This is a genomic window from Streptomyces zhaozhouensis, assembly GCF_900230195.1.
Classification (GTDB): Bacteria; Actinomycetota; Actinomycetes; order Streptomycetales; family Streptomycetaceae; genus Streptomyces; species Streptomyces zhaozhouensis.
This window is the reverse complement of record NZ_OCNE01000027.1, coordinates 23,826-49,062: the sequence shown is the minus strand read 5'-3', so window position 1 is coordinate 49,062 and position 25,237 is coordinate 23,826. Positions and strand designations below refer to the sequence as shown.

Sequence of the window (25,237 nt, the reverse complement as noted above, 5' to 3'; positions counted from 1 at the left end):
CGATCGGGTTGGTGGGTGCGGGGTCCGATCCCCGCGGGCGGAGGAGGAAGGCTTCGTGGGGGTGGTTCACCGTTCGCCGCCCCGGTCCCTGACCAGTTCGCGCAGCCTGGTAAACACCCGGCCGCTGCCGAGGCCGTCGTGCTCGAACTCGTTGGTGACCCACGCCTGGGCGTTGCCGAGCGCCTCGGCGGTGGCAAGCTGGAGGCCGGAGTCGACGTACATGTCGTCGTAGTAGACCGCGGCGGCCACCGGCACCTCGTTGGCGGCCAGCCGCTCGACGTCGTACAGCGGCCCGAATTCGGCGCGCGCCGCCAGCGCCTCGACGGCGGGTCCGAACGGGCGCAGCGCGCGGACCTCCCGCACCATCCAGGGGTAGGCCATCTCGCCGGTGAACAGCAGCGGGCGGGCGTCGGGGGCGAACGCGGGGCGGCGCTCGCGTTCGCGCTGCGCGGCCCAGCCGGTGGGGCCCGAGGCGTCGTCGGCGTAGATGGTCTCCTGGAGCGTCCAGAAGAGCGGGTTGGCGACGCCGGAGGTGCGGACCTGGACCTGCTGGAGGAACGAGTCGGAGAGCCGTCCCGGCGCGGCGAACGCCTCCTCAAGCAGCCAGTGGAGCCGCTCGGCGCCTGGCTTCATCCCCAGGTCGAGGCCGAGCGACTGGAAGCGGTGCACGGTGAGCTGGTCGCCGTCCGGCAGCCGCACGTCCCCCTCGGCGAGCCGGTCTGCGACGGCGGCGGCCCGTTCCACATCCTGTGGGTAACTCCGGTAGAACGCACGGGTCTTGGCCGCCACCCTCGGGTAGGTGCGCCGGTAGACCTCGGCGGCGTCCGGCGGCAGCCCCGGCAGGCCGCCGGTGACATAGCAGGCGGTCAGCGCCTCGGGCGCGCGGGAGAGATAGGCGAGGGTGAGGAAGCCGCCGTAGCTCTGGCCGAGGGTGGCCCAGCGCCGGCCGCCGTAGACGGTGCGGCGCAGGTGTTCGGCATCGGCGACGATGGCGTCGGCCCGGAAGTGCCCCAGATACTCGGCGCCGCGCTCCCCGGAGCCGAGCGCGGCCATCACCGTGCCGTCGACGGGGGTGCTGCGGCCGGTGCCGCGCTGGTCGAGGAGGACGACCCGGTAGTGGTCGACGGCCTCGGCCAGCCACCCGGAGCGGTCCAGCGGGCGGGGCGAGGCGCCGCCGGGGCCGCCCTGGAGGAAGAGGAGCAGCGGCAGGTCCTCGGCCCGGCGTTCCGGCGCGCACACCTCGCGGGCGAAGACGGTCAGCTCCCGCCCGTCGGGCGCCCCCCACACCAGCGGAACGGTCACGGTGTGCTCACGCAGCCAGAGCCCGCCCAGGGCGTAGCCGTCGGCGGCGCGGTGCTGCTCGGTCATCGTGTGTCCTCCGTCGGTTCGGTCTCCCGCCCGGCGCCGGTGGCGCGTTCCGCGGCCCGCGCCCTGCGGGCCGCCTCCCACTCCGGGCGGATGCGGGGCACGGCCGCCAGCAGGGTGCGGGTGTACTCGTGGCGCGGCGCGGCGAAGAGCGTGTCGCGGTCCCCGCTCTCCACCACCCTGCCGTGGTGCAGCACGGCGACGCGGTCGGCGATCTGCCGCACCACCGCCAGGTCGTGGGCGATGAAGAGATAGCCGAGCCCCTCCTCGCGCTGGAGGCGGCGCAGCAGGTTGATGACCCGCGCCTGCACCGAGACGTCCAGCGCGGAGACCGCCTCGTCGCAGACCACGACGCGCGGCCCGACGGCCAACGCCCGTGCGATGCCGATGCGTTGCGCCTGACCGCCGGAGAACTGCGCCGGGTGGCGCGTGCTGTGGTCGGGGTTGAGACCGACGCGTTCCATCAGGCCGCGGGTGAAGGCGCGGGCGCCGCCGGGGATCGGCCGCCGCTGGTAGAGCAGCGGGGCGGTGACGATCCGCTCGACGGTGTGGCGCGGGTTGAGCGAGGAGAACGGGTCCTGGAAGACGACCTGCACGCCGGAACGGAAGTGGTGCAGCGCCGAGCCGGTCAGCCGGGTGACGTCCGCGCCCTCCCAGGTGACGGTGCCGGCCGTCGGGTCGAGCAGCCGGGCGGCGAGCCGCGCGGTCGTCGACTTGCCCGACCCGGACTCGCCGACCAGCGCCAGCGTCTCGCCGGCCCGCACCTCCAGGTCGACGTCGTCGACGGCGCGCAGCACGTCGCGGCGGCGCAGCGGCCCGCCGCGCCCCGGCACCCGGAACTCCTTGACCAGGCCGCTGGCCCGCAGCAGCGGCTCCCCGGCCGGCTCCCGCGCGGTCGTCCCACCGGTCATCGCGCGCCTCCCTCGTCGACGGAACGCAGCTCGCCCACCTCGTCGTCCAGCCGGGGCACGGCGTCCAGCAGCGCCCGGGTGTAGGGGTGTCGCGGGTCGGAGAAGAGCCGTTCGGCGGTGGCGCGTTCCACGCACTCGCCCTGCCGCATCACCAGCACCTCGTCCGTCATCTCGCTGACCACCGCCAGGTCGTGCGTGATCAGCACCAGGCCGGCGCCGGTCTCCGCCCGCACCTCGGTCAGCAGCCGCAGGATCTGCGCCTGCACGGTGACGTCGAGCGCGGTGGTCGGCTCGTCGGCGATCAGCAGGTCGGGCTCGGTGCACAGCGCCATCGCGATCATCACGCGCTGCCGCATCCCGCCCGAGAACTGGTGCGGGTAGTGGTCGACGCGGCGCGCGGCGTCGTCGATGTGGACCCGTTCCATCGCCTCGACCGCGACCCGGCGCGCCTCGCGGCGGGTGGCGCGCTGCCGGTGGGCGCGGTACGCCTCGGCGATCTGGGCGCCCACCGTGTAGTACGGGTTGAGGGAGGAGAGCGGGTCCTGGAAGACCATCGCCACCCGGTCGCCGCGCACCCGGCGCAGCTGCCGCTCGGTGAGCGCGGTCAGCTCGCGGCCGGACAGCGAGATCCGGCCGGTGCGGCGGGCGCCCGCCGGCAGCAGGCCCAGCACGGCGAGGCTGGTCATCGACTTGCCGGAGCCGGACTCGCCGACGATGCCGAGCGAGCCGCCCGGTTCGAGGGCGAAGCTCAGCTCCCGCACCACGTCGACGTCCCCGCGCGGCCCGTCGAAGGTGACGGTCAACTCCTCGACGCGCAGCAGTGGTTCCGATGTCGCCCCGCTCATGCCGACCTCACCCGCACTCTCGGGTCCAGGGCCGTGTAGACGAGGTCCACGACCACGTTGCCCACCACGACGAACGCCGCCGCCAGCAGCGTCACGCCCATGATCACCGGCTGGTCGTTGCGGGCGATGGAGTCGGCCGTCATCTTGCCGACGCCGTTGAGCCCGAAGACGGTCTCGGTGATCAGCGCCCCGCCGAGCAGACCCGCGAAGTCCATCCCGAAGATGGTGACGACGGGCGTCAGCGCCGGCCGCAGCGCGTGGCGGCGGATCACCAGCCGGCCGGGGAGTCCCTTGGCACGCGCGGTGCGCACGTAGTTCTCCTCCAGGGTGTCGATGACGTTGGCCCTGGTGAGCCTCGCGTACACCGACGCGTAGGCGAAGGCCAACACGATCCACGGCATCAGGTAGTTCTGAAACCAGCGCGTCGGGTCCTCGGAGAACGGCACCGCCTGCGGGAACGGCAGCCACTCCAGCTCCACGACCAGCACGTACTGGAGCAGCAGCGCGAAGACGTAGTTGGGGATCGAGATGCCGGCCAGCGCCACGACCATCGCGCTCCGGTCCCACCAGGTGCCGCGCTTCAGCGCGCCGACCAGACCGCCGACCACGCCGACCAGCAGCCACAGCACGGCGGCGCCGACGGCGACCGTCACGGAGACCGGCAGCCGGTCGGTGATCATCTCCCACACCGGCTGGCTGGACTGGAACGAGTAGCCCAGGCACGGCGCCGCGCAGTGCGTCGCCGACTCCCCGACCCCGTAGGTGCGGCCGGCGAACAGCCCGCTGACGAACGTCAGGAACTGCGTCAGCAGCGGCTCGTCCAACCCCAGGTTGTCGCGGATGCGTTCGATCAGCTCGGGGGTGCAGTTCTTGCCGCAGATCTGCACCGCGGGATCGGGCGACAGCACGAAGAACACGCCGAAGGTGAAGAGGCAGACCAGCAGCAGGATGAGGACCACCCCGGCCAGCCGGGACACCAGGAACCTGGCCATCAGCGCGCCCCCTCCCGGTCCAGGACCGCGCGCAGCCGGTCGCCGAGCACGGTGAACGAGAGCACCAGCAGGAAGAGGAAGACGCCCGGGATCGCGAAGTAGGTCGGCACCACCGAGTACCAGTTGACCGAGGAGGCGATCATCTGCCCCCACGACGGCGTCGGCGGCACCACGCCCACGCCGAGGAACGACAGCCCGGCCTCGGTGCCGATGTAGCCGGGCACGGCCAGCGTGGTCAGCACGATGATGGTGGAGCGCAGGTTGGGCAGGATCTCGCGGAAGACGATCGCCGTCCGGCTCGCGCCCGACGCCCTGGCCGCCTCGACGAACTCCCGTTGCGCCAGCGTCATCGTCTGCCCGCGCACCACCCGCGCCAGATAGGGCCAGCCGAAGAGGGAGATCACCACGACCAGCAGCGTGGCCCGGTTGCCCGCCGGCAGCGCCGACAGGATGGCGATCATGAAGATCAGCGCGGGGAACGCCATCAGGAAGTCCATGACCCGCGAGATCACCCAGTCGACCCGGCCGCCGAAGAAGCCGGCGAGCAGCCCGAAGACCACCCCGAGCAGCGTCGTCAGCACCGTCGCGCTGATCGCGATCAGCATCGAGGCGCGGGCGCCGTAGACGATCCGCGCGAAGATGTCGCGCCCGTTGCCCGGCTCGACGCCGAACCAGTGCTCGCCGCCCGCCCCGCCCCAGCCGCCGATCGGCGTGCCGGCGAGGTCGGGGTCGATGGCCGTCTGGTCGAACTCGTAGGGGCCCCAGCCGCTGACCTTCACGATCAGCGGCGCGAAGAGCGCCATCAGCACGATCAGCAGGATGTAGGCCGCGCTGAGCGCGGCGCCCCTGTCGGTCAGCAGCGCGCGCCAGACCCGGCCGGGCGGCGGCGCGCCGTCCGTCGCGGACGGCGCGCCCTCCTCCCTGGCCAGGGCCTCCGTCGGGATGGTCGTCACGGTCTCAGCCCCGCTCGGGGTCCCGCAGCCCGACCAGCACCAGGTCGATGCCGCCGCTCGCCGCGCCGGGCGAGGAGTGCAGGCCGGTCAGGTTCTCCCCGGGCAGCGCCAGCGAGGACTCGAAGACCAGCGGCACCACCGGCGCCAACTCCATGATCTCCTCGTCGAGTTGACCCCACTGCTCGTTGGCAGCCGCCAGGTCGGTCATGGCGCGTATCTCGTCGATCCGGGCGTTGATCCCCTCGTCGTCGATCTGCGCCAGGTTGGAGTTGCCCACCTCGGTGATGGTGCGGCCGTCGAAGAGCGGCGGCAGGAACGTGGACGCCGAGGACGCCCAGTCCGGGCACCAGCCGGTGATCGCCGCGTCGTGCTGGAGCGCGGTGGTGCCGATCGTCTCGTAGTAGCTGGAGACGTCGATGACGTTCAACTCGACGGTGACACCGATCTTCTGGAGCGCCTGCTGGATCGCCTCCGCCTGCGCCTGCATCTTCGGCTGGGACCTGATGTCCAGCGTCATCGTGAAGCCGTCGCCGACGCCGGCCTCCTCCAGCAGCGCACGCGCCGCCTCGACGTCGCCGGCGTCCCCCTCGCTCGGGTAGAGGTCGTAGTCGCGGTGGCCGCCGACGGTCGGCGGCAGGATCGTGCTGGCCAGCTCCGCCAGCTGGGTGCCGCCGCTCGCGGTCCGCACCGCGGCCTTGTCGACCGCCAGGTTGACGGCCTGCCGCACCCGCACGTCGTCGAACGGCTCCTTGGTGGTGTTCATCCCCATGTAGGTCAGGCAGACGCTGGGCAGCTCCAGCAGCCGCCGCTCCAACTGCGGGGTCTGCACCCGCGGCAGCGTGGCCGGCTGGATGGTGAGCCCGAACGCGTTGACGTCCGCGCCCTGCCCGGCGAGCAGCCGCTCGTCGATGGTGGCCGGGTCCAGGCCGATCACGATGTTCCAGCGGTCCGGGTAGGCCGGCCGCACGTCGTCGGTCTCCGGGTCCCACGCCTCGTTGCGCACCAGCTCGATGGAGCTGCCCGGGGTGTAGGAGTCCAGCGTGTAGGGGCCGGAGGCGATGATGTCGCCGACGAACTCGTCACCCGCGCCGGAACCCTCGGGGAACGGGACGAAGTTGGGCTGGGCGACCAGCGAACCGAACTCGGGGAACGGCTCCTTGAGATGAAAGACCACGGTCCGCTCGTCCGGCGTCTCGATGGTCTCCAGCGGACCCGAGCGGTAGGGCCCCTCGTAGTCCTCCGGCGCGTCGATGACCTGCCGCGCCCAGGGGCTGCCGATCCCCAGCTCCGGGTCCCAGGAGCGGGAGACGCCGAACCTCACGTCGGCCGAGGTGATCGGCTGCCCGTCCTCGAAGGTGATGCCTTCCTTCAGCGTGAACGTCCAGCTCAGCCCGTCCTCCGACGGCGTCCCCAGATCGGTCGCCAGGTCCGGCACGACGGCCGACGGATCGTCGGAGTCGCCCGGCGCGGAGGTGGTCAGCGTGCGGTAGACCAGCCGGTAGAAGTTGTTGACGCCGCCGTCGAAGCCGCGGGCCGGGTCGAGGTAGGAGAAGTCGGCGTTCTGGAGCAGGGTGACGGTGCCGCCGGTGGCCGGGGTGTCGGCGTACGACACCTCCCCGCCGCCGGGGCCGCCCCCGCCGTCGGGGCCGCCGCCGGAACAGGCACTGAGCGCGAGGGCGGCCACGGCGGCGAGCGCGCCGGCCCTCACGAGGGATGACCTTCTCAACGGGACTCCTTGGGGATGGAGGGGCGACAACGGTCGTGGGGGTGGCTGAGTGGTCAGCCGGCGACGGCCTGACGGGGCGCGGGGAACTGCGCGCCGCGTACGGGACGGGGAGAGGACGACAACGAAACGGAACGGACAAGGTGGGTGGTCGACTGCGGCCCGCCTCAGAAGCGGCGCAGCCACACGCGCATGGCGCCGGGGTCGCGGTTGCCCCACAGGAAGTAGGGCACCAGCCGCACCGGCACGCGCCGTCCCCCGCCGGCCGGCGGAGCGGCCGGCGGCACGGCCGCCGCCACCGGCACCTCCGGGTACGGCTCCGGCGGCGCCGCCGGAGCGACCGCCAGCTCGGCGGCCAGCGTGACGGCCGGCTCCCCCCACGTCGACCCGTCGCGTTCGACCCGCGCCGCCGGCGCGTCGTCCGCCGTCAGCAGCAGGTCGTCGACGGGCGCCGGGGAGTCCTGCTGCTCCACGCAGTACACGAGCGGGCCGCGCAGCAGCGCCAACGTGCCACGCGCCGCGTCGTTGTGCGGGTGCGCCGCGACCGCCCGGACGCGCTGCGGGAGTTCGAGCACCACCCGGTCGCCCGCCGACCAGCGCCGGCTCAGCCGCAGCCAGCCCGGCGCGGCGGCGACCGGTTCCCCGTCGGCGCCGGTGAGCACCGCGCCCGCCGCCCAGTCCGGCACCCGCAGCACCAGCGTCGACTCACCGTCGACCGCGCGGTCGACGGTGACCGTGACCCGGCCGTCCCACGGATAGTCGGTGCGCACGGTGACGTCCAGCGGGACGCCCCGGATTTCGGCGTCGGCGTAGAGCGCCAGTGTCAGCGCGTCGTCGGAGGTGACCGCGAGGTGGTCCTGGAGCTGCGCGACCCAGCGCACGATGTTCGGCGGGCAGCACGGGCAGCCGAACCAGGCGCGGCGCAGCGGGTCTCCCCCGGTCTCGGCGCCGCTGCGCTGCTCGTGGTCGGGGCGGCGCTGGAGCGGGTTGTCGTAGAAGAAGGCGCGTCCGTCCAGCGAGGTGCCGACGGCGAACGCGTTGTACAGCACCCGCTCCACCACGTCGAGCACGTCGGCCCTGCCGGTGGCGAGGAAGAGCCGCCAGCCCCACTGCATGGTGCCGATGGCGGCGCAGGTCTCGGCGTAGGCGCGTTCGGCGGGCAGTTCGTAGCGGTCGCCGATCGCCTCGTCGGAGTGGCGGCTGCCGAGGCCGCCCGTCAGGTACAGCTTGGTGGCGACCATGTCGTCCCACAGCGCCTCCAGGTGCGTCAGCAGCGCGGGGTCCTCGTCGTGCAGGCACAGGTCGGTGGCGCCGGCGGCCAGGTAGACCATGCGCACGGCGTGGCCGGTGAGCGAGGGCAGCTCGCGCAGCGGCACCTCGTCCTGGAAGTACGACGGCGGGAAGACGCTGTGCCGCAGCCGGCCCGCCCCCCTGCGGTCGACGAAGAGCCGCGCCTGGTCGAGGTAGGCGCGTTCGCCGGTCTCCCGGTAGAGCTCGACGAGCGCCGTCTCGACCTCGGGGTGGCCGCAGTAGAGCGGCTCGCCGTCGGGGCCGTAGCGGGCGACCGCCAGGTCGGCGAAGCGGCGGGCGGCGTCCAGCAGCCGCCGGTCCCCCAGCTGTCGCGCGGCGGCGACGGCCGCCTGCGTCAGATGGCCGAGGTTGTACAGCTCGTGTCCCCAGGCCAGGTCCTCCCAGGGCGACTTGGGGGTGTCGGGGCTCTGGTGGTAGGTCCCGAGATAGCCGTCCGGGGCCTGGGCCGCCTCGATCAGCGCGACGCTCTCCTCCCAGAACTCCCGCGCCTCGGGCCCGGTCGAGCCCCTGGCGAGCTCGTAGACCAGCCCTTCCAGCGTCTTGTAGACGTCGGTGTCGAGGAACGGGTAACGCCCCCGGTAGGCGCCCTCGCCGCCCGGTGAACGGTCTCCGTCCGCCACGCGGCGGAAGTTGTCCAGGTTCCCGGCCGCGGTGATCTCGGCGAGGGCGTGCGGCAGCGTCGCGGTGGCGTTGCGCCGCTGCCAACGGGCCAGCAGGCCGCCGGTGATCGTGACCCGGGCGGCGCCCAGGCCGCGGCCCGGCCGCCCGGTGGCCAGCACCGCGGGGGCGCCGGCCTCGGCCGGGAGGGAAGCGGCGAAGGAGGAGGAAGAGGACATCACAGGACCTGCCGTCCCGGGGCGCCCCTGGGGGACCCCATCGAAGACTGCAATGTGGTGGGTGACATTGCACTGGCATCGGCCCCCGGGGCACAAGAGGTCTGCGTGAACTTCGTGTAACCGAAAACGCCCGCCGGCGGCGCCGGCGGGCGTTTTCGGTCCGCCCTCCGGGGGCGGCGTGCTACGTCAACCCAGCGCGCACGCGCCGTCGTTGAGGGTGAAGGCGGCGGGCGTCGAGGCGTCACCCTGGTGGCGGGCGACCAGGCCGAGGCTCACGCTCCCGCCGGCGGGGATGGTGGCGTTGTGCCCGTTGTCGCGGGCGACGACGGTGTTCCCCTCGGCGGTGAAGACCCCGCCCCAGCCGGAGACGAACCGCTGCCCCTCGGCGAGGGCGAACGTCAGCTCCCAGCCCTCCACCGGCTCCTCGCCGGTGTTGGTGAGGGTCAGCGCGGCGTTGTAGCCGTTGCCCCACGAGTCGACGTCCACCGCGACCTCGCAGGTGGTGGCCGGCGCGGTCTCCTCGAAGCTGATCCGGTGCAGCCCGCCCGGCAGGTCGTTGACGGCGTAGAACTCGCCGTCCACGGTGGTGCCGATGGCGGTGATCTGGGTGCTGTTCTGGCCGACGTTGCCGATCTCGGCGGTCTCGTAGCCGCCGCCCTCGGCCGGGCGGATGCCGAAGACCTTCGACGAGCAGTAGTCGACGGTCACATAGGTGCCGCCGGCCAGGTCGGCGAACTCCTGGCCCCGGTAGACGTGTCCGCCGATCACGGCGCAGTTGCCGCCGGTCAGCGGGTAGGTGAAGATCGGCTCGGTCAGCTCGGCCGAGGGGTCGCACTGCTCCGGGTCGAACTCGGAGTCGCCCTCGCGGCAGGACCAGCCGAAGTTGGCGCCGCCCTCGCCGGCCGGCAGGTGGTTGATCTCCTCCATCACCCCCTGCCCGACGTCGCCGATCCACAGCGAGCCGTCCTCGGAGTCGAACGAGAACCGCCACGGGTTGCGCAGCCCGAAGGACCAGATCTCCTCGCGCGCCTCCGGGTCGCCGACGAACGGGTTGTCCTCCGGCACGCAGTACGCCAGGTCGCCGCAGGACTGACTCACGTCGAGGCGGAGGATCTTGCCCAGCAGGGTGTCGACGCGCTGCCCGGTGTCGAACGGGTCGCCCGAGCCGCCGCCGTCGCCGATCGACATGTACAGATAGCCGTCGGGGCCGAACGCGAGCTGGCCGCCGTTGTGGTTGTCGTACTCGGCGTGCTCCTGGCTGAGCAGCACCTCCAGGCTGTCGTCCGCCAGCCCGTAACGGGCCAGCGTCACCGCGCCGTCGGCGGCGGCCGTGTACGCCAGATACAGCTCCTGGCTGTCGCTGAAGTCCGGCGCGGGCGCGATGCCGAGCAGGCCGCGTTCGTTGGCCGAGGAGTCCACCTCGTCGATCACGTCGAGCAGCGGGTCCGCCTCCAGGCCGGAGTCCGGGTGGTAGGCGCGGACGGTGCCGGGCTTCTCGGTGATGAACAGCCTGCCGGTGCCGTCGTCGGGCGCGACCACGGCGGTCGGGCGGCGCAGCCCGGAGGCGACCTGGGTGGTGGTCGCGGTCAGGTTCTCCAGCGGGACGGCGGTGGTCCCGACGTCACTCGGGGCGGCTTCCGCCGCCGTGTCGTCGGACCCCGAGGCCGCGGCGGTCGTGGTGAGGGCGAGCGGGGTCAGCAGGGAGAGGGAGGCGGCGATCAGCAGGGGCGCTTTCCATCGGCGTCGTGGCATAACGGCTCCAACGGCGTGAGGGGGGGGTGGACCCGGATCGACCGCGGGCGGCCCGACGGAAGGGGGTGGCCGGCCGTGACCAGTGGCCGCACGCGGGGTGGGATGTGCGCGACGCTAGCTGTTCACCAGGCGCCACACCAGTGCGCCCACGCGAGTTCCTGGTAGTAAACGATGTCCCCAACTCGTCTTGTTTAGCGACCGGTTGGGCATACCGTCCGGAGCGCGCCGAAGTTGACAGGCGACAGACCTTTGACCAGCGCGTCAGGCCCTGCCTAGGGTTCTCTGTGGGAAAGCGTTTGTCCGTGATCGTTCCTGATGCCCATCCGGTGTCCCCTCGGAACCCCCAGTGAGGATTCGCTCCATGCCCCTTCCCAGGCGCCCCAGGCCCTCCGGTCCTTTCTCCGTCGGCATCGTCGGCGCCGGCCAGTTCGCCGGCTCGTTCAGCAAGCTGTTCCATCTGCACCCCGGTGTCGGCTCCGTCCACGTCACCGACCTGATCCCCGAGCGTGCCGAGTCGCTCGTCGCCGAGCAGGGCCTCGCCGGCACGCTGCCGTCGTTCGAGGCGATGCTGGAGGACGACCGGATCGACGCCGTCGCGCTCTTCACCCAGCGCTGGACCCACGGACCGCTGGCCGTGGCCGCGCTGCGGGCGGGCAAGCACGTCTACTCGGCGGTACCGATGGCCGTCTCGGCGGAGGAGATCGCCGCCATCGTCGAGGCGGTCCAGGAGACCGGCCTCACCTACATGATGGGCGAGACCAGCCACTACAACCCGGCGACCGTCTACGCCAGGAACCGCGTCGCGGAGAACGCCTTCGGCCGGCTCTTCTACGCCGAGGGCGACTACGTCCACGACATGGACCTCGGCTTCTACTCCGCCTACCAGTACAGCGGGGGCGAGAACTGGAAGGCCACGGCCAGCTACCCGCCGCTGCTCTACCCGACCCACTCGGTCGGCGGCGTCCTCGGCGCCTGGGGCACCCACGCGGTCAGCGTCTCCGCCGTCGGGGTGCGCGACGAACGCGGGGACGGCGTCTTCGACAAGGACGTCAGCCAGTTCGACAACGACCTCTCCAACGCGACGGCGCTCTTCGAGGTCGCGGGCGGCGGCTCGTTCCGGATCAACGAGTTCCGCCGGGTGGGATACCCCTCGCACATCCGGGAGTCCAGGTTCCGCTTCTTCGGGACCGAGGGCAGCTTCGAGCAGTTGGCCACCTTCAGCGTCTGGCAGGACAAGGAGGGGGTCCACGACATCAGCGAACTCCTCACGCCGAAGCGGACGTTGGCTGCCGACGACCCCTCCCTGGAACACGTCGACCCGGCGCTGCGCGACGCGTTCGTCTCCGGCACCGCGCCGGTCCACGACATCTCGCGGCTGCCGACCCAGTACGCCCACGTCCCCAACGGGCACGAGGGCAGCCACCACTTCCTGGCCGACGACTTCGTCAACGCGGTCAACCAGGGCACGCTCCCCTCGGTCAACGCCTGGGTCGCCGCCCGCTACACCCTCCCGGGCGTGATCGCCCACGCCTCCGCCCTCCGCGGCGGGGAACGCCTCCCGGTCCCCGACCACGGGGACGCGCCCGAGATCGGCTGAAGCCCGAGATCGGCTGAACGCACTGGCGCCGCCGGACCGTCGCGCGTACACCCCCCTGCGGTGGCTGCGGCGGCGGTGAGCGGTCCCCGTGGCGGGCCGTGTGCCGTCTCTCCCTCTCGTGCGCATGGCCGCCAAGGGCGGCTACGAGGGGGAGGGACGGGGGTACGCGTATCCCCGCTGCCGACCGGTGGTCGGTGGGTGGCGGGCCGCGCCAACCGGGCACCATGGCCGCGCCGTTGTTCCGGGCCGACCACGGCCCGGGGGCGGGAGCAGCGCGCACCCGGCTCCGCCGGGCCACCCACGGCGCCCGCCCCCTCGCCCGTTCCCCTCTCGCCGGGCTGATCGTCCACGAACAGCCGCGAGGGGCAGGCGTCGTCGCACGTGATAATCCCGGCGACGCCGACGATCACCCCCGGAATACTGGGCGCCCATGGACGAGGTCAAAGTGGTCGTCGCCCACTCCGAGCGTGCGACCCTGCGCGTCGGCGACGTGTTTCTGAAGGTGGACGCCGATCAGGCGCGCATCGACGTCGAGGTCGAGGCGTTGGCCCTGGTGTCGCTCCCGACGCCCCGGGTGTTGTGGCGCAGGCCGCCCGTGCTCGCGATCACCGCGGTCCCGGGGACGGCGCTCGGTCGTCTCGGTGCGCCGTCGACCGCGTCGCCGGCGGCGTGGGCCGGTGCGGGCGCCGCCGTCCGGCGGCTGCACGAGGCGCCGTTGCCGCCGTGGACCGGCCGGCGCCGCCGGGGGCCCGAGGAGTTGGCGGCGGAACTCGACGGCGAGTGCGAGGCGCTGGTGAAGAACGGCGTCCTGCCCGCCGACCTGGTCACCCGCAACCGCCAGGTCGCCGAGGCGGCGATCCGGCCATGGGCATCCGCGTTCACACACGGCGACCTCCAGGTGGACCACGTGTTCGTCGACGGCGACGAGGTCACGGGCGTCATCGACTGGTCCGAGGCGGGTCCGGGCGACGCCCTGTTCGACCTCGCCACCCTGACGCTGGGACACGAGGAGCGCCTCGACGACGTCCTCGCCGGTTACGGCACCGACGTCGACGTCGACGTGATCCGCGCGTGGTGGTCGTTGCGAAGCCTGTTGGGGGTCCGCTGGCTGGTCGAGCACGGCTTCGACCCGTTCGCGCCGGGCTGTGAGGTCGACGTGCTGAAAGCTCGCATGTGAGGCCCTTCCCGGCCGTTGTGGAGACGTCCAGCCCGGTGAGAGGGGTGCGCGCGAGAGGGGCGGGCGCCGTGGGCGGCCCGGCGGAGCCGGGTGCGCGCTGCGGGCGCCCCTCCTCCTCGTAGCCGCCCCCGGCGTCCCTTCGTCCGAGAGGGAGAGCCGGGTACCGGCCCGTCACGGGGACCGCCCACCGCCGCCGCACGCCGGAACGAGCGGCGCGCGCACCCGACCGGTCGCGAGCGGAGCTTCACCGCGAGGGAAGAACGCCGCGACCGGAGAACGCCGAGGACCGTCAGGGCTGGTCGGGGGCCGAAACGGGCGCGAGCGCCGGGCCGCCGGAAGGGGTTGGCAGGGTGGAGGCCGGCACCGGCGGCAGCCGCGGCGGTGCCTCGGGCGCCTGCGCCTCGGCGCCGGTGAGCAGCACCGTCCCGGAGAGCAGCACCCCGGCGCCGACGCCCACGGCGGTGCGCCGGGCGACCCGGACGGCGAGCGGGGCGGGCGCCGAGAAGTCGGCGAGGTCGCGGAGCTCGTCCACGGTCGGTGGCCCGACGCGGGCGGCGCGCACGCCCCCCGGCCCCCCGGCGGGGCGCAGTCGCTCCAGTGCGGATAACACGCGTGGAACTGTCATGCTCCCGCAGACTAGGCCCGGCGGGGCGAGCTGTCGAACTCGCGTTCCACTCAGGGGTGTGCACAGGGAACGAGGCACGGTGCCGCGTTGTGGTGCGAGTGGCGAAGCTCTCTGCGAGACTTGTCCGTCCTACGTCGTACCGACGAGGGCCCGTGAACTCGGGGCCTTTTCCGGGGGGTTGGTGTGCACATCGAACTGGCTGACCTGCTCGCGTCGTTGCGCTCCGAGCTGAACCGCGCCCGGCTGGACGCCGCCGGCGAGGACGTGCGGTTCCGCGTCGGCTCCATCGATCTGGAGCTCCAGGTGGCGGTGGAGAAGTCGGCCGACGCCAAGGCGGGGGTGCGTTTCTGGGTCGTCTCGCTGGACGGTGGGGGGAGCGTGAAGTCGACGCACACCCACACGGTCAGGATCAGCCTGGCGGCCGAGACCGGCGGCGGCGACCCCGTGTTGACCGGCGACGACGTCTCGGATCTGCTCTCCGGCGGCTGACCGCGCGATGCGGCCGTTCGACAGGGAACGCGTGGCGGAGGTCGTCGTCAGGCGCGGGAAGCACGCGGAGTACGGGTCCGGTTACCGCATCGGGCCGACCCTGGTGCTGACCGCGGGCCATCTCCTCGACCCCCCGGAGGGGGAGCCCCGCTGCACCGTGCTGCTCGGCGGGCACGACACCGAGCACCCCGTCGCGCCGGTGTGGCGGGCCCGGGGGCGCGACCTGGCGCTGCTGCGGCTCACGGCGCCGCCCGCCTCCCCGGGGACGGGGGCGCCCGTGCCGCCGGTGCCCCTGGGCCGGCTGTCGGGAGGCACGGGCACCGTGCCGTTCACCGGTGTCGGCTTCCCCGCGTACGCACAGCGGCCCGGGACCGCCGGGCGAGCGGGACTGCGGCGTCGCGACAGTCGGGAGGTCGGCGGGTTCGTGCCGCTGGGCTCCAACATCAAGTCCGGCTGTCTGGACCTGGTCTTCACCACCTCCCCGCCGACCAACCGGGGACCCGACGGGCAGGATCCGTGGCAGGGACTCTCCGGCACGGCGCTGTTCACCCAGGACGGGCTCTTCCTGGTCGGCGTCCAGTCGCAACGACTGCCCGCCGCCGGGACCGGCAGCGCCGAGGGCGAGCCGATCGCCGTCGCGCTGGAGGACCCGGAGTTCGTGCGGCTCGTCGCGCGGGACGGCATCCGGCCGCGGGCGGTGGCGATCGAGCCTCCCGGAGCGGACCGGGGCAGGATGCTGTCCGCGGTCGTCCCCCAGGAGGAACTGGTGCGCGGGTTGGGGGACTTCAAGAAGAACCTCGACCCCGACCACCTTCCCTTCGTCTCTCCCGGCAGCGAGCACGCGGCCGATCCGGCGAACCTGTTCCTGACGCTGGTGACGTCCGCCGACCGAGGCGTGCTGCTGGTGGGCGCGGCGGGCACCGGGAAGACGCGCACCGGACTTGAGGTCGGACGGCTGGCGATGGAGGCGGGTTGGAGGGTGCTGCACGTCCTGCCCGGTGAGAACCCGTCGCCCACCGACGAGTTGGCCGAGCACGTCCTCGCGGAGCCCGGTCCCGTGCTGGTGGTGATCGACTACCTCAACGAGTCGCAGCTCGACCTGTCCGCGCTGCGGCACCGCCTTCTCCCCGCCGCCCACCGCAAGGGCGTGACGGTGGCGCTGCTCGCCTCGGTGCGCCCCGGCTGGCTCCGGAAGTCGGACCGCGCGGCGCTGCGGGAGCTCTTCGACGAGGTGGAACTGCGGCGGGACGACGCGTTTCAGCGGGAGGTCACCGCCAACGCGCTGACAAGGCTGGCGCCGAAGGCCGTGGACGCGCTCGACCCGGCGCAGATGACGGCCGTCTGCCGGAATCGGCCGATCATCGCCCTCCTCATCGCGCGCGAGATCGAGCGCCGCATCGAGGCCAGGCTGCCGGTGCCCCTCACCGCGGGGCTGCGGTCGAGCGGGGAGCTGGCCGGGTGGCTCGAACGGCGGCTCAGCGAGGACGGCCTGACCGTGCGCGCCCGGAAGGACACGTTCACCCCCGCCAGGGCGCCCCTCGGCCTGGTGGCCGCGGCCGCCGCCGCGGCGGCGTGCCCGCAGTCCCGCGCGGAGGTGGTCGCGGCCGCCAGCGCCGCCCTCGCGGGGGCGCCGCCCGAGGAGGCGCCGGGGGCCGAGTCGGTCGTGGCGACGCTGGTCTCGCTCGGCTGGTTCGAGGGGGACGACGAACTGCTGTCGGTGGCCCACGACGTGGTGGCCGACCAACTGGTGGAGTCCGTCGTCCTGCCGGAACGCGACGAGGTGCCGGACGCCGCCGGTGTCCGTGCCCTGCTGGCCGGCGGCCTCACCCACCCCCGCACCCTCGGCCGTTACGCCACGAACATCGGGCGGCTCGTCAACGACCTGTCGCTCGTCGACCGCGCGGGCGCGCTCACGTCCACGCTGGACGGCTGGTTCAGGGAGAACGCGGCGACCGTCGGTCGCCTCCTGCGCGACGACGCCGACGTGGGCGGCTACGCCCTCGGCGCGATCTGCTCGGGGCCGCCCTGGCACACCGCCGCCGTCCGCTGCTGGGAGGAGGTCGTCGGCCCCTGGCTGACGGAGTTCGGCGCCGGGGTCGACGCCCGTCACCTGCTCTACCGTGGCCTGCGCCATCTGCCGCCGGAGGGCGGGGCGTTGCTGGTGCCGGCCGCGCTGGACTGGCTGAGCGACCACGGCGTGAGACGCGAGGCGAGCTATGTCCTCGGGCCGCTGCTGTACCGAGAGGACCTGCCGCCGGAGGCGCTGGAACGGCTGGTCGACGGCACGTTCCGCTGGCTGGAGCGCCATGTCGGCACCGACAGCGTGGACTTCGTGCTGCCCGCGCTGCTCTCCCGCGACGATCTGCCGCCTGAGGCGGCGGGGCGGGCGTTCTCCCTGGCACTGACCTGGCTGGAGCGGCGCGTCGCGAACGCGGAGGTGCGCGCCGTCCTGGACCGGGTGCTCGCCCGTCCCGCCCGCACGTCCCACGACGCGCGGCGGACGGTCCGGGTGGCGCTCACCTGGCTGGCGGAGCACACGGAGCGGGCGGACGCCGGCTTCGTGCTGCGCGCGCTCCTCCCCCGCCCCGACCTCACGCCGGACGAGGCGCGACAGGTCATCTCCACGGCCCTCACCTGGCTGGAGGCCCACACCGAGGAGTCGGACGCCGGCTTCGTGCTGCGCGCGCTCCTGGCCCGCCCCGACCTCACGCCGGACGAGGCCGGCCGGGTCGCGGCGTTGCGGGACGCGGACGGCTCCCCGCCCGGGCCGGCCGGGTGAGTCGCCGCCCGCGTCCCGCCGGCAGGCGTTACGCCGCGCCGAAGCCCCGGAGGATGCCGTCATAGGCCGGCTTGGGCTGGTAGTTCTCGTCCCACGGCAGGGCCGCGCCCTGGCCGGGGAACGTGCCGGGGACCCAGGAGTCCGCGTCGCCGAAGCCCCAGATCGTCACGCCGGCGCAGCCGTTGACCGCGACGCAGGCGCCGACGACGTCGGCGTACTGCGTGGCCTGGGAGGCCAGCTTCGTCTCGTCGGACGGCATGTCCATCCGGACGTCCAGCTCCGTGATGACCACCTCGACGCCGAGGTCGGCGAAGCGCTGGAGGTTGGACTGGATGTCGGAGGCCGAGTACTGGTCGAGGATGAGATGCATCTGGAAGCCGACGCAGTCGATCGGCACGCCCTCGTCCAGCAGCCCGGAGACCACCTCGTACAACGCGTCGCTCTTGGCGTTGGTGTGCTCGGTGCTGTAGTCGTTGATGCACAGCTTGGCCGAGGGGTCGGCGGCCTCCGCGTAGCGGAAGGCGTCGGCGATGTAGCCCTCGCCCAGGGTGTTGAGGAAGACCGACTGGCGCAGCGAACCGTCGTCGTTGAACGCCTCGTTGACCACGTCCCAGTAGGCGATCTCGCCGGCGTACTCGCCGACCACCGTGGAGATGTGGTCCTGGACGATGCCGTCCAGCTCCTCCGCCCCGAAGCCGCCGTTGCTCACCCAGCCGGGCAGTTGGCTGTGCCAGACGAGGGTGTGGCCCCAGACCTGCTGGGCGTTGGCGGCGGCGAAGTCCATCAGCCGGTTGGCGGGGTCCAGGTTGAACTGGCCGCGCTGGGGCTGGATGGCCTCCCACTTCATGACGTTCTCCGCCGTGACGCTGGAGAACTCGCTGCTCGCGATGCCGGTGTAGGTCGGGTCGCCGAGCCTGCCGTCCGCGATGGCCGTGCCCATGAAACGGCCGCTGGCCTCGGCCGCCTCCTTGAGGGTCGCGGCGCTCGGCGCCACCTCGGCGGTCGTGCTCCCCGGGGTGGTGCCCGAGGTTTCGTTGGCCTGCGCGTTGACGAGGGCCGCTCCGGAGAGCAAGGCTCCGACGGAGACGGCGATCGCGGCTCTGCGCACCAGGGGAGACATAGCGATGCCCCTTTCGATTGTCATGCCCCCGCAGGCTGACCCGACCGTTTCTAAGGGGCACTTGGGGACGCGTCAACCCTTCCGGAATAATGTTGAAAAACTTCCGGAGCACCCAGAGCCAACGAAGAGGTACCACCATGGCAGCGGAACGCAAGGTCACCATCACGGCCATCGCCCGGGAGGCGGGGGTCTCCGTGCCGACGGTATCGCGCGTGGTCAACGGGCGTTCCGACGTCGCGCCCGAGACCCGCGCCCGGGTGGAGGAGCTGCTGCGCCAGTACGGCTACCGGCGGCGCACCCACGCCCCCGGGGACCGGGCGGCGCTGCTCGACCTCGTCTTCAACGACCTCGACAGCCCCTGGGCCGTGGAGATCATCAGGGGCGTCGAGGAGGTCGCCGGCGCCGCCGGGGTCGGCACGGTGGTCTCGGCGATCCACGACCGGGCGGGCGCGGCGCGGCAGTGGATGACCAACCTGCGGGCGCGCGCCTCGGACGGCGTGATCATGGTGACCAGCGTGCTGGAGCCGCTGCTGCACAAGGAGCTGCACCGGCTGGGCGTGCCGCTGGTGGTGGTGGACCCGGCCGGCGCGCCTCCGCTGGACGCGCCGACCGTGGGGGCGACCAACTGGGCCGGCGGGCTGGCCGCGACCGAGCATCTGCTGTCGCTGGGGCACCGGCGGATCGGTTTTGTCGCGGGGCCGCCCCGCCTGCTGTGCAGCCGCGCCCGGCTGGACGGCTACCGGGCGGCGCTGGAGGGCGCGGGGCTGCCGGTGGCCGAGGAGCTGATGGTGCCGGGCGACTTCTACCACGAGTCCGGGTTCACCGGCTGCGAGCGACTGATGGAGCTGGCCGACCCGCCGACGGCGCTGTTCGCGGCGAGCGACCAGATGGCGATGGGCGCGATGGAGGCGCTGCGGCGGCGCGGGCTGCGCGTTCCGCAGGAGGTGAGCGTCGTGGGTTTCGACGATCTTCCGGAAATGCGCTGGTCCGCGCCGCCGTTGACCACGGTCCGCCAGCCGCTCGCCGAGATGGGCAAGGTCGCCGCACGCACGGTGTTGCGGCAGACCAGGGGCGAGGAGATCGACACGCCGAGGCTTGAACTGGCAACGGAGTTGGTGGTGCGCGCCTCCACCGCGCCGCCGCCGCCCGCCGGCTGAAAACTGACGTTCCCTCAGGGGCGGACAGGCGCCAGTTTCGTCGACACCGTTGACGGGACGCCGCCGTGCCCGTAATTTGCCACACCCATTCACCGATAATTATCGGCGTCCTTCCGGAAGGTGTGCGATGCGAAGCCCCAAGAGACCGCGACTTCGGTTCCTGGCCGTGTCGGCCGCGTGCACGGTGGCGGCGACCACCCTCGCCGCCTGCGGCAGCGACGGCCCGGGCGGCGGCTCGGACAGTCTGGAGGTCTGGGTCTACCAGGACGGCTCGACCACGATCCAGCAGGACTTCGTCGACCAGTTCAACGAGACCTCCGACATCAAGATCAACCTGACGGAGATCCCGGGCGACAACTACCAGGACCGGATGCGCACCGCGATGGGCAGCCCCAACGCGCCGGACATCTTCTTCAACTGGGGCGGCGGCAGCATCGCCGACTTCGTCGAGGAGGACATGCTGATCGACCTCACCGACACCCTCGCCGAGGACCCCGAGTTCGGGGACGCGTTCCTCCCGACGATCCTGGACGCCGGCGCCATCGACGGGCGCTACTACGGGGTGCCGATGCGCGGCGTCCAGCCGGTGATCCTCTTCTACAACGAGACGCTCTTCGACGAGGCCGGCGTCACCCCGCCCACCACGTTGGACGAACTCTTCACGCTGGTCGACACGTTCGCGGAGCGGGACATCACCCCCGCGGTGCTGGCCGGCGGCGACCCGTGGACCGAACTCATGTGGCTGGAGTACCTGTTGGACCGGCAGGGCGGCTCCGAGCTCTTCGACCGGATCAGGAACGGCGACACCTCGGCCTGGGGCGACCCGGCCGTGCTCGCCGCCGCCGAGCACGCCGTCCACCTGGTCGACGCGGGTGCCTTCGGCAACAACTTCCGTTCCGTCAGCTACACCACGGACGGCGCCTCCACCTTCTTCGCCCAGGGCGAGGCGGCGATGCACCTCATGGGCAGCTGGGAGTTCTCCAACCAGCTGTCCAACCAGCCGGAGTTCGCGGAGAACGACCTCGCCTGGGCGACCTTCCCCGCCGTCGAGGGCGGCACCGGCGACCCGGCCGCGCTGGTCGGCAACCCCACCAACTACTGGTCCGTCAACTCCCGCGTCGAGGGCGAGAAGTGGGACGCCGCCGTGGAGTTCCTGAAGCTCCACGCCAGCGAGGAGTACGCCAGCGCCCTCGTCGGCAACGGGGACATACCCACCACCGCCGACGTCGAGGAGCTGCTGGACGACGCGCCCGCGCCGGAGTACGCGCGCTTCCAGTACGAGATGGTGCGCGACGCCCCCAGCTTCACCCTCTCCTGGGACCAGGCGCTCACCGCCGACCAGGCCACGCCCATGCTCGACAACATCGAGAAGCTCTTCAGCGGCCAGCTCGACGCCGAGCAGTTCGTCGAAGCGATGCAGAACCTCTAGGACTTCCGTGAAGCGCGAGACGACCCACACCCCGCGCGCCGGGCGCCCAGGCATCGCCTGGGCGCTCCCGGCCGTGCTCTTCTTCTTCCTGTTCGCCGCGGCCCCCATGGGGATCGTCGGCTACCTGTCCTTCACCGACTGGGACGGCCTCAGCGACCCGAGCTGGACCGGGCTGGACAACTGGTCCCGGCTCTGGAACGACGACGGGATGCGCAACGCCATCTGGCTCAGCCTGCTGCTGACCGCCCTCACCTGGCTGACGCAGACCCCCATCGTGCTGCTGCTCGGCGTGTGGGCGGCGGGCCGCCAGCGGAACCGGGCCGTGCTGTCGGCGATCTTCTTCCTGCCGCTGCTCGCCTCCTCCGTGGCGCTGGCCCTGCTGTGGCGCACCATCTTCGACCCCAACCTGGGCCTGGCCGCCGACGTCGCCGACTGGTTCAACCTCGACAACGCCGACCTGCTGGGGTCGAGCACCGGCGCGTTCGCCGCGATCCTCTTCGTCACCGGCTGGCAGTTCGTGCCGTTCCACACCCTGATCTACCAGGGCGGCGCGCGGCAGATCCCGCAGTCGCTCTACGACGCGGCGGCCATCGACGGCGCGGGCACCGTGCGGCAGTTCTTCCACATCACCCTGCCGCAGCTGCGGAACACCATCGTCACCTCCACGGTGCTGATGGTGGTGGGCGCGCTGACCTACTTCGACACCGTGCTCATCCTCACCAGGGGCGGTCCCGGCGACGCCACCTCGATCGTGCCGTACCTGATGTACGAGACCGGCTTCAAGGCGTTCGACCTGGGCTACGCCAGCGCCGTCGCCGCCGCGCTGGTGATCGTGGCGACGGGCACCTCGCTGCTGCTGGTGCGGCTGACCGGGTTCAACAGGATGCGCAGCACCCGGGAGGGCATGTGAGCACCGACACCACGCCGCGCCCGGCGCCGCCGCGCGAACGGAACGCGCCGCGAAAGCAGCGGACCCGGCTACCACGGCGGGCCAACTACCCGGCCGGCTTCGGCGCGTTCGTCTGGCTGATCATCGTCGTGGTACCGCTGTACATCCTGGTGGCCTCGACGCTCCAGAGCCGCCAGGAGTACCTGGACAACGGACCGCTGTCGCTGCCCACCAGCCTCTCCTTCGACAGCTACCGGCAGGTGCTGGAGGGCGACTTCCCGCGCTATCTCCTCAACACCGTGATCGTGACGGCCTCCTGTGCCGCGCTGGTGCTGGCCCTCTCGGTCACCGTCAGCTACAGCATCGTGCGCACCCGCTCGCGGCTGAGCCAGAAGACCTTCCAGCTCTTCCTGTTGGGCCTGGCGATCCCCTCCCAGGCGGTGATCATCCCGATCTACCTGATCATCACCGAACTCTCCCTCTACGACTCGCTGTTGGCGATCATCCTGCCCACCGCCGCGTTCTCGCTGCCGGTGAGCGTGCTGATCATGGTGGGCACGATGCGGGACATCTCGGAGGAGCTGTACGAGTCGATGGCGCTGGACGGCGCGCGCTCGGTGCGGGTCCTCTTCCAACTGGTCATCCCGATGTCCCGGGCGGGGATCTCCACGGCGGGCGTCTTCTCGGCGCTGAGCGCGTGGAACGGCTTCCTCTTCCCGCTGATCCTCACCCAGTCCCGCGAGACGCGGGTGCTGACGCTCGGCCTCTACGACTTCGTGGGCGAGTTCCGCGTGGACATCCCCGCGCTGCTGGCCGCCGTGGTGCTGTCGATCGTGCCGATCTTCACGGCCTATCTGTTCGCCCGGCGTCAGCTGATCAACGGGCTGATGGGGGTGGGCGGCAAGTGAGCCGCCCCGCGCCCGGGACGCCCGCACCGAAACGAGGAGTTCGATGAACCACCCCTGGCACGACGCCACCCGCACCCCCCTCGACCGGGCGCGGGCGCTGCTGAGCGAGCTGACGCTGGAGGAGAAGCTGGCCCAACTGGTCGGTCTCTGGCCCGGGTCGGACGCCGGCGGCTCGGACGAGGCCGACGTCGCCCCGCTCCAGCACGAGATCAACGCCGGCCAGCCCGACCTCGCGGAGCTGCTGCCGCACGGGCTCGGCCAACTGACGCGCCCGTTCGGCACGTTGCCCGTCGACCCGACGGAGAAGGCCAAGCTGCTGGCCGAGGACCAGCGGCGGATCGTGGCCGCCGGGCGGTTCGGCATCCCGGCGGTGGCGCACGAGGAGTGTCTGACGGGATTCACCGCCTGGCAGGCCACCATCCTGCCGACCCCGCTGGCCTGGGGGGCCACGTTCCATCCCGAACTGGTCGAGCGGGCAGCGGAGTTGATCGGCGAGTCGCTGCGTTCCGTCGGCATCCACCAGGGCCTTTCCCCGGTACTCGACGTCAGCAGGGACCCGCGCTGGGGACGCACCGAGGAGACCATCGGCGAGGACCCCTATCTGGTGGCGACCGTCGCCACCGGCTATGTGCGGGGCCTGGAGTCGGCCGGGATCATCGCCACCCTCAAGCACTTCGTCGGCTACTCCGCCTCCCGCGCCGCCCGCAACCACGCGCCCGTCTCCATGGGCCCGCGCGAGGTGGCGGACGTGCTGCTGCCGCCGTTCGAGATGGCGCTGCGGGAGGGCGGCGCACGCTCGGTGATGGCCGCCTACAACGACATCGACGGCGTGCCCGCCTCCGCCGACGAGGCGCTGCTGGTCGGGCTGTTGCGGGAGGAGTGGGGCTTCGAGGGGACGGTGGTCTCCGACTACTTCGGCGTCTCCTTCCTCGAGGTCAACCACGGCGTGGCCGGCTCCCCCGGCGAGGCGGCGGCCGTGGCACTGGCCGCGGGCATCGACGTGGAGCTGCCGGCGCAGCGCTGCTACGGGCCGCCGCTGGCGGAGCTGGTGCGCGCGGGCCGGGTGCCCGAGGAACTGGTGGACCGCTCGGTGCTGCGGGTGCTCGCCCAGAAGGCCGAACTCGGCCTGCTGGACGCCGACTACCGCCCCGACCCGGCGGCGCTCGGCGACGGCGGGCGGGTCGACCTCGACCCGCCCGCGCTGCGTGCCGTCGCCCGGTCGCTGGCCGAGGAGTCCGTGGTGCTGCTGGCCAACGACGGCGGGGCGCTGCCCCTTTCGGGCGAAGCGCGGATCGCGGTGGCGGGACCGCTGGCGGACGACGTGGCGCCGCTCCTGGGCTGCTACACCTTCCCGCGCCATGTCGGCATCAGCCACCCGGAGTTGCCACTGGGCGTGGAGGTGCCGACGCTGTTCGCCGCCCTGGCGGACGAGCTGCCGGACACCCGCCTGACCAGGGCGGCGACGGCCGCCGACGTGGCGGGCGCCGACGTGTGCGTGGCCGTCGTCGGGGACCGCTCCGGGCTCTTCGGGCGCGGCACCTCGGGCGAGGGCTGCGACGTGGGCGACCTCGAACTCCCCGACGATCAGGGCGCGTTGCTGGACGAGCTGGTGGCCGGCGAGGTGCCGGTCGTGGTGGTCGCGCTCACCGGGCGGCCCTACGCGCTGGGCCGGTGGGCCGACCGGCTGGCCGGCGTCGTCCAGGCGTTCCTGCCGGGACAGGAGGGCGCGCGTGCCGTCGCCGGGGTGCTCTCCGGGCGGGTCAACCCGGCCGGCCGGCTGCCGGTGGGCGTCCCCCGCGACACCGGCGGCCAGCCGGCCGGCTATCTCGCGCCGCCGCTGGCGCAGGCCGGGGAGGCCAGCGCCGTCGACCCGACCGCGCTCTACCCGTTCGGCCACGGGCTGAGCTACACCACCTTCGCGTGGAGCGAGCCGGCGCTGAGCGCGGCGACCGTGCCGACCGACGGCGGGACCACCGTGTCGGTCACCGTCACCAACACCGGCGCACGCGAGGGCACCGAGGTCGTCCAGCTGTATCTGCACGACCCGGTGGCGCGCACCGTCCGCCCCGTCAACCGGCTGGTCGGCTACGCGCGGGTCCCGCTGGCCGCCGGCGCCTCGGCCCGGGTCGACCTCTCCTTCCACGCCGACCTCGCCGGCTACACCGTGGCACCAGGCCGGCGGATCGTGGAGCCGGGGGCGCTGGAGCTGCGGCTCGGCGCGTCCGTCGGCGACCTGCGGCACGCCCTGCCGCTGACGGTCACCGGACCCGAGCGCGAGCTCGGCCACGACCGGCGGCTGCGCTGCCCTGCCACCGTCACCCCGCTGCCCGCTCCCCCGACCGCCCCGTGAACCTCGCGGCCGGCGCGTCATGGTGACGG

Annotated in this window: 19 protein-coding genes; 9 read left to right on the top strand and 10 right to left on the bottom strand. The window is 72.7% G+C overall.

The window, feature by feature from the left end:
• Window positions 1–66: 66 nt before the first annotated feature.
• The 8 genes from CRP51_RS26235 to CRP51_RS26200 form a co-directional block, all read right to left on the bottom strand.
• On the bottom strand, window positions 67–1,368 hold the full coding sequence (locus tag CRP51_RS26235) for an alpha/beta fold hydrolase (RefSeq protein ID WP_097233838.1): 1,302 nt from the start codon (window positions 1,366–1,368) through the stop codon (window positions 67–69).
• Window positions 1,365–2,276 carry an ATP-binding cassette domain-containing protein gene (locus CRP51_RS26230; RefSeq protein WP_097233837.1) on the bottom strand — a complete coding sequence of 304 codons (912 nt, stop codon included), beginning with the start codon at window positions 2,274–2,276 and terminating at the stop codon, window positions 1,365–1,367. Before CRP51_RS26230 ends, CRP51_RS26235 begins: the two co-directional genes overlap by 4 nt.
• Window positions 2,273–3,121 (bottom strand): ABC transporter ATP-binding protein, encoded by an 849-nt coding sequence (locus tag CRP51_RS26225; protein WP_097233836.1) that lies wholly within the window; start codon window positions 3,119–3,121, stop codon window positions 2,273–2,275. The genes CRP51_RS26230 and CRP51_RS26225 overlap by 4 nt, the downstream gene beginning before the upstream one ends.
• Window positions 3,118–4,113 carry an ABC transporter permease gene (locus CRP51_RS26220; RefSeq protein WP_097233835.1) on the bottom strand — a complete coding sequence of 332 codons (996 nt, stop codon included), beginning with the start codon at window positions 4,111–4,113 and terminating at the stop codon, window positions 3,118–3,120. Before CRP51_RS26220 ends, CRP51_RS26225 begins: the two co-directional genes overlap by 4 nt.
• On the bottom strand, window positions 4,113–5,066 hold the full coding sequence (locus CRP51_RS26215) for an ABC transporter permease (protein WP_097233834.1): 954 nt from the start codon (window positions 5,064–5,066) through the stop codon (window positions 4,113–4,115). The genes CRP51_RS26220 and CRP51_RS26215 overlap by 1 nt, the downstream gene beginning before the upstream one ends.
• Before the next feature lie 4 nt (window positions 5,067–5,070).
• Window positions 5,071–6,792 carry an ABC transporter substrate-binding protein gene (locus tag CRP51_RS26210; protein ID WP_245880814.1) on the bottom strand — a complete coding sequence of 574 codons (1,722 nt, stop codon included), beginning with the start codon at window positions 6,790–6,792 and terminating at the stop codon, window positions 5,071–5,073.
• A 164-nt stretch (window positions 6,793–6,956) separates the two neighbouring features.
• Complete coding sequence (locus CRP51_RS26205; RefSeq protein WP_097233832.1) at window positions 6,957–8,936, bottom strand: glycoside hydrolase family 127 protein; 1,980 nt, start codon at window positions 8,934–8,936, stop codon at window positions 6,957–6,959.
• A 186-nt stretch (window positions 8,937–9,122) separates the two neighbouring features.
• Window positions 9,123–10,688 carry a PQQ-dependent sugar dehydrogenase gene (locus tag CRP51_RS26200; RefSeq protein ID WP_097233831.1) on the bottom strand — a complete coding sequence of 522 codons (1,566 nt, stop codon included), beginning with the start codon at window positions 10,686–10,688 and terminating at the stop codon, window positions 9,123–9,125.
• Between the two features lie 361 nt (window positions 10,689–11,049).
• Here CRP51_RS26200 and CRP51_RS26195 point away from each other — a divergent pair, with 361 nt between their 5' ends.
• Together CRP51_RS26195 and CRP51_RS26190 are read left to right on the top strand one after the other, a co-directional pair.
• Complete coding sequence (locus tag CRP51_RS26195; RefSeq protein WP_097233830.1) at window positions 11,050–12,285, top strand: Gfo/Idh/MocA family protein; 1,236 nt, start codon at window positions 11,050–11,052, stop codon at window positions 12,283–12,285.
• Between the two features lie 430 nt (window positions 12,286–12,715).
• The gene (locus tag CRP51_RS26190) at window positions 12,716–13,462 is read left to right on the top strand and encodes a phosphotransferase family protein (RefSeq protein ID WP_097233829.1); all 747 of its coding nucleotides are present in this window, start codon (window positions 12,716–12,718) and stop codon (window positions 13,460–13,462) included.
• Window positions 13,463–13,751: 289 nt separating this feature from the next.
• On the opposite strand, the gene CRP51_RS26185 is transcribed toward CRP51_RS26190, so the two are convergent.
• Window positions 13,752–14,072 (bottom strand): hypothetical protein, encoded by a 321-nt coding sequence (locus CRP51_RS26185; RefSeq protein WP_141514665.1) that lies wholly within the window; start codon window positions 14,070–14,072, stop codon window positions 13,752–13,754.
• A gap of 198 nt (window positions 14,073–14,270) precedes the next feature.
• On the opposite strand from CRP51_RS26185, the gene CRP51_RS26180 reads away from it, so the two are divergent.
• Complete coding sequence (locus CRP51_RS26180; protein WP_212616006.1) at window positions 14,271–14,576, top strand: trypco2 family protein; 306 nt, start codon at window positions 14,271–14,273, stop codon at window positions 14,574–14,576.
• A 7-nt stretch (window positions 14,577–14,583) separates the two neighbouring features.
• Complete coding sequence (locus CRP51_RS26175) at window positions 14,584–17,355, top strand: trypsin-like peptidase domain-containing protein (RefSeq protein WP_097233827.1); 2,772 nt, start codon at window positions 14,584–14,586, stop codon at window positions 17,353–17,355.
• Window positions 17,356–17,383: 28 nt separating this feature from the next.
• Here the strand turns inward: CRP51_RS26175 and CRP51_RS26170 are convergent, their stop codons facing one another.
• A complete protein-coding gene (locus CRP51_RS26170) occupies window positions 17,384–18,499 on the bottom strand; it encodes a glycoside hydrolase family 10 protein (RefSeq protein ID WP_245880813.1) in 1,116 nt (371 codons plus the stop codon).
• Between the two features lie 113 nt (window positions 18,500–18,612).
• Between CRP51_RS26170 and CRP51_RS26165 the strand changes: the two genes are divergently transcribed.
• The 5 genes from CRP51_RS26165 (at window position 18,613) to CRP51_RS26145 (ending at window position 25,208) form a co-directional block, all read left to right on the top strand.
• Window positions 18,613–19,632, top strand: coding sequence for a LacI family DNA-binding transcriptional regulator (locus CRP51_RS26165; RefSeq protein ID WP_097233825.1), 1,020 nt, complete (start codon window positions 18,613–18,615; stop codon window positions 19,630–19,632).
• A gap of 127 nt (window positions 19,633–19,759) precedes the next feature.
• On the top strand, window positions 19,760–21,061 hold the full coding sequence (locus tag CRP51_RS26160; protein WP_097233824.1) for an extracellular solute-binding protein: 1,302 nt from the start codon (window positions 19,760–19,762) through the stop codon (window positions 21,059–21,061).
• A gap of 7 nt (window positions 21,062–21,068) precedes the next feature.
• Window positions 21,069–21,971: a carbohydrate ABC transporter permease gene (locus tag CRP51_RS26155; RefSeq protein ID WP_097233823.1), complete on the top strand. Its 903-nt coding sequence runs from the start codon at window positions 21,069–21,071 to the stop codon at window positions 21,969–21,971.
• Window positions 21,968–22,858, top strand: coding sequence for a carbohydrate ABC transporter permease (locus CRP51_RS26150; protein ID WP_097233822.1), 891 nt, complete (start codon window positions 21,968–21,970; stop codon window positions 22,856–22,858). Before CRP51_RS26155 ends, CRP51_RS26150 begins: the two co-directional genes overlap by 4 nt.
• A gap of 43 nt (window positions 22,859–22,901) precedes the next feature.
• Window positions 22,902–25,208, top strand: coding sequence for a beta-xylosidase/alpha-l-arabinosidase (locus CRP51_RS26145; protein WP_097233821.1), 2,307 nt, complete (start codon window positions 22,902–22,904; stop codon window positions 25,206–25,208).
• The last annotated feature ends 29 nt before the right edge of the window (window positions 25,209–25,237 follow it).